The following is a 4021-nucleotide window of genomic DNA, read 5'->3' on the forward strand; positions in this document are numbered from 1 at the left end:
GGCGGTGGCGCGTGCCGGAGCGGGCGTGAACAACGTGCCGATTGCACAGTACAGCAAGCTGGGCATTGTGGTGTTCAACACGCCGGGTGCCAACGCCAATGCGGTCAAGGAGCTGGTGATGGCTGGCATGCTGCTGGCCACGCGCAATGTTTTGCCCGCGCTGGCCTACGTGCAGACGCTCACCCACATGACCGATGCGGCGGAGATGGCGCAACTGCTGGAGAAAGAAAAATCCCGCTTCGTGGGTGGCGAACTCAAAGGCAAGACGCTGGGCGTTGTGGGGCTGGGTGCCATTGGCTCCATGGTCGCTGACATGGCGCTGGCGATGGGCATGAAGGTGGTCGGATTTGACCCGGCATTGTCGATCGATGCGGCGTGGCGCCTGTCCAATGCGGTGACGCGCATGGAGAACCTGCAGTCGCTGATGGCGCGCTCGGATTACGTATCCGTCCACGTGCCGGCGATGGACGCCACGCACCACATGATCAACGCCGAAGCGCTGGGACTGATCAAGAAGGGGGCTGTGCTGCTGAACTTTGCCCGCGAAACCATTGTGGACCCGGCCGCCGTGCTGCAGGCTCTGGACCAGGGCAAACTGAGCCGATATGTGTGTGACTTCCCCGAGCCCGCCATGCTGGGGCGCGGCGACGTGATTGCCACCCCGCACATTGGCGCCAGTACCGAAGAGTCGGAAGAAAACTGCGCCATGATGGCGGCCAACCAGTTGATGGATTTTCTGGAGAACGGCAACATCACCAACGCGGTCAACTTTCCTGCCATTGCCATGGCCCGCAGTCCCGGCACTTGGCGCATCACCTTCGCAAACGACAACGTGCCCGGCGTGCTGGGCAATGTTCTATCGGTGCTGGCATCCAACCAGGTCAACGTGGTGGACATGATCAACAAGAGTCGTGGTGAATTGGCGTTCAACATCATGGACGTGGAGCACGCGCCCAGTGCGGCGGTTGTGGCGGCCATTCAGGCCACTGAACATGTTGTCCGTGTGCGGGTCATAGCACCCGGTGTGCTATATAAATAGTAGCTAAAAACTCAGGTTTTACAAGGACAGAAGGCATATTTTGATATAAAGGCTCGCGTGCGTCATCCGATTGACACATGCGCGCGGCACCATTGATGGAGATTCTCTTTTCCATTCAAGGTGCCTCATGTCAAACACTCCCCAAATTTCACGTCGCTCCATTCTCCAAGCCTTGTCTGGCGTGCCCTTGCTGCCGCTGTCAGGTGCCTTTGCCGCCGTGGGTTTGACCCAGACCGCCTGTGGTGGTTCGTCTGCGCCGGTTACGTTTTCTTCGGTGAGCTTCTCCAACATGGCAGCACCCAGCCTGGCCAGCGCCGCCGCCATGGCAACCACCAGCGTCGGATCTGTCATGTCGGTCAACTTCACCGACAACGGCAAGCTTGACTACAAGCTGGCCTACCAGCCCTTCTTCATCACGGGCGATCTGGTGCCGGACGGCAAAGGTGGCAAGACGCTGGCCGGTGGCTACTACGACATCAATAACCAGCCCATCATGGACGCCACCGTTGCGGGAAAGACACGCCAGTACTTCTCGGACTCGCCCGATGGGACTTCGCTGCTCAGCGTGGCGGGCGCGAAAGTGACGGGCGTGGTGGGCAACACGGTGTTTGCGGTCGTGCAGTTTGAATATGCCACCTGGGCGCAGGACGGTGTGACCGCGATGTATGGCAAGCTGCCTTCGCCCGTCGCCGTGTTGACCCTGGACCAAAGCCCCTCCACCGGCAAACTGTCGCTGGTGAAGTACCACAATGTTGACACCTCGGGCGTAAACGGCTTGTGGATTACCTGTGGCTCCAGCCTGTCGCCGTGGGGCACGCATTTGTCCAGTGAAGAGTACGAGCCGAATGCCTTTGGGGTGGCAACCGATGCCCAATTCAAGGCCTTCAGCAAGAACCTGTATGGCAGCGAAACGACGGCCAACCCCTACCATTACGGACACACGCCCGAGGTGACCGTGAACGCCGATGGCACCGGCTCCATCAAGAAGCATTACTGCATGGGCCGTATTTCGCACGAGCTGGTGCAGGTGATGCCGGATAACCGAACCGTCTTCATGGGTGACGATGCCACCAACAGTGGCTACTTTGTATTTGTTGCGGATCGTGAGAAAGACCTGTCGTCGGGAACCCTGTATGTAGCCAAGGTGGGTGCCGGTTTCAGTCTGGACACAGCCGCCGCCCCGGCACCGCTGACCTGGATCAAACTGGGCTCTGCCACCAGCGCAGAAATCCTTGCACTGGCCAATACGCTCAAGCCAACCGACATCATGACCGTCTCCAGCACAGACCCACTGGATGCCAGCTACGCCAAGGTCAATGCCAACGGCAAGACCGAGTGGATCAAGCTCAAACCTGGTATGGAAAAGGCGGCGGCGTTCCTGGAAACGCACCGTTACGCTGCCTTGGTGGGCGCTTCGGTTGGCTTCTCGAAAATGGAAGGAACCACCGTCAACATCAAGGACAAGGTGGCGTACTCGGCGTTGCAGAACTGCCGGGATTCCATGGTGGCCGGCAATGCTTTCAACACGGTGGGCAATGGCATTTCCATTGCCAAGGCGCTCAACGCAGGTGCTGTAATGGCGCTGAACCTGCGCGGCAGCCAGAAAGACACTGCCGGCGCAGCCATCAACAGCGAGTGGATGCCGGCGGACACCCGGGCGCTGCTGACCGGAGAGGACATCGCCGCCGATGCACTGGGCAATACCGCCAACCCGAACAGAATAGCCAACCCGGACAACCTGAAGTTCTCTGAAAAAATGCGCACGCTCTTTATCGGTGAAGACAGCGGCCAGCACGTCAACAACTTCCTGTGGGCCTACAACGTTGACACCAAGGTGCTGTCACGCATCATGTCCATTCCGGCGGGGGGCGAGGCCACAGGCCTGCAAGCGGTGGATGAACTCAATGGCTGGACCTACATCATGAGCAATTTCCAGCATCCCGGCGACTGGGGCAGCATTCACAGCGTGGTAAAGGCCACCCTGGACCCGCTGCTCAAGGCCAACTACAAGGACAAGTTTGGTGCGGCTGTGGGTTACCTTACGGGTGAACTGACGCAGACCAAACTGACCTATGCCTGATGCTTACGGTGCTCCCAGGCTTCTGACGCTTCAGCGGGACTCCTCACGACCGTCGGCGTGGCGCGCAAAGCGCCCACGTTCGCGGGGGTGCACCGGGTCGGTGACGGGCCAGGGCCAGCCGCCAAATTCGGTCGCGCGGTAGTCTTCAAACGCCCGCTGGATTTCTGCCTTGGTGTTCATGACAAACGGGCCATATTGCACAACGGGCTCGCCAATGGGGCGACCCTGCAATACCAGAATCTCGGTCAGGTCGGCACCGCCAGCCAGTTGAACCGACTGATCGGCAGCCAGCTCGATGGCCGATCCCGGTGGAACAGGCTGGTCGCCAATCGTGAGCGCATCACCGGCAAAAAAGTAGAGCATGCGGCGCGTGTCCGTGCCGCTTGCCGCAGGAAGCGTCCAGCGTGCACCGGGCTGCATCCGGATCGTCCAGATGGCCAGGTCCGACTCCGGTTGCGATGCCCAGGAGTCGGGCGGTGAAGGCAGCCCTTTGGCGTCGCCCAATGTGCCGGCAATGCAGGCGACCTCCGTGGCTTTGCCGTTGGCGTCCAGTGTGTGCACGCGTGCAATGTCCTCGCGCCAGAACATGGTGAAGTGGGGCTCCACCATCTTGTTGCGTGCGGGCAGGTTGAGCCAGATCTGGAACAGTTCGGCCGGGTTGGGCTGCTCAGTCTTCAGGAGCGGAAACATTTCGCAGTGGACCACGCCCTTGCCGGCAGTGAGCCACTGCACATCGCCACCGCCAAAGCGTGCGGTAGCTCCCAGCGAATCGGAGTGGTCGATCAGGCCCGCGCGGGTGATGGTGACGGTCTCAAAGCCCCGGTGCGGGTGTGACGGAAAGCCGGGAATGGTCTGCCCGTGGTACATGCTCCAGCCGTCTTTGCCGGAGAAATCCTGCCCGA

General features: G+C 60.4%; 3 protein-coding genes. 2 read left to right on the forward strand and 1 reads right to left on the reverse strand.

Going from position 1 to position 4021, the window contains the following annotated elements; genetic code table 11:
- Positions 1 to 1039 (forward strand): phosphoglycerate dehydrogenase (locus tag KBF66_RS19025; protein WP_296661263.1); only part of this gene is annotated, 1039 nt, incomplete at its 5' end.
- 127 nt (positions 1040 to 1166) lie between these two features.
- The gene (locus KBF66_RS19030; RefSeq protein ID WP_296661265.1) at positions 1167 to 3119 is read left to right on the forward strand and encodes an alkaline phosphatase PhoX; all 1953 of its coding nucleotides are present in this window, start codon (positions 1167 to 1169) and stop codon (positions 3117 to 3119) included.
- Between the two features lie 30 nt (positions 3120 to 3149).
- On the opposite strand, the gene KBF66_RS19035 is transcribed toward KBF66_RS19030, so the two are convergent.
- Positions 3150 to 4021, reverse strand: an 872-nt coding sequence (locus tag KBF66_RS19035; protein ID WP_296661267.1) for a pirin-like C-terminal cupin domain-containing protein, incomplete at its 5' end; no start/stop codon positions are given.

Origin of the sequence: Rhodoferax sp. (assembly GCF_018063565.1) — a bacterium.
In the GTDB taxonomy this organism is placed as follows: Bacteria; Pseudomonadota; Gammaproteobacteria; order Burkholderiales; family Burkholderiaceae_C; genus Rhodoferax.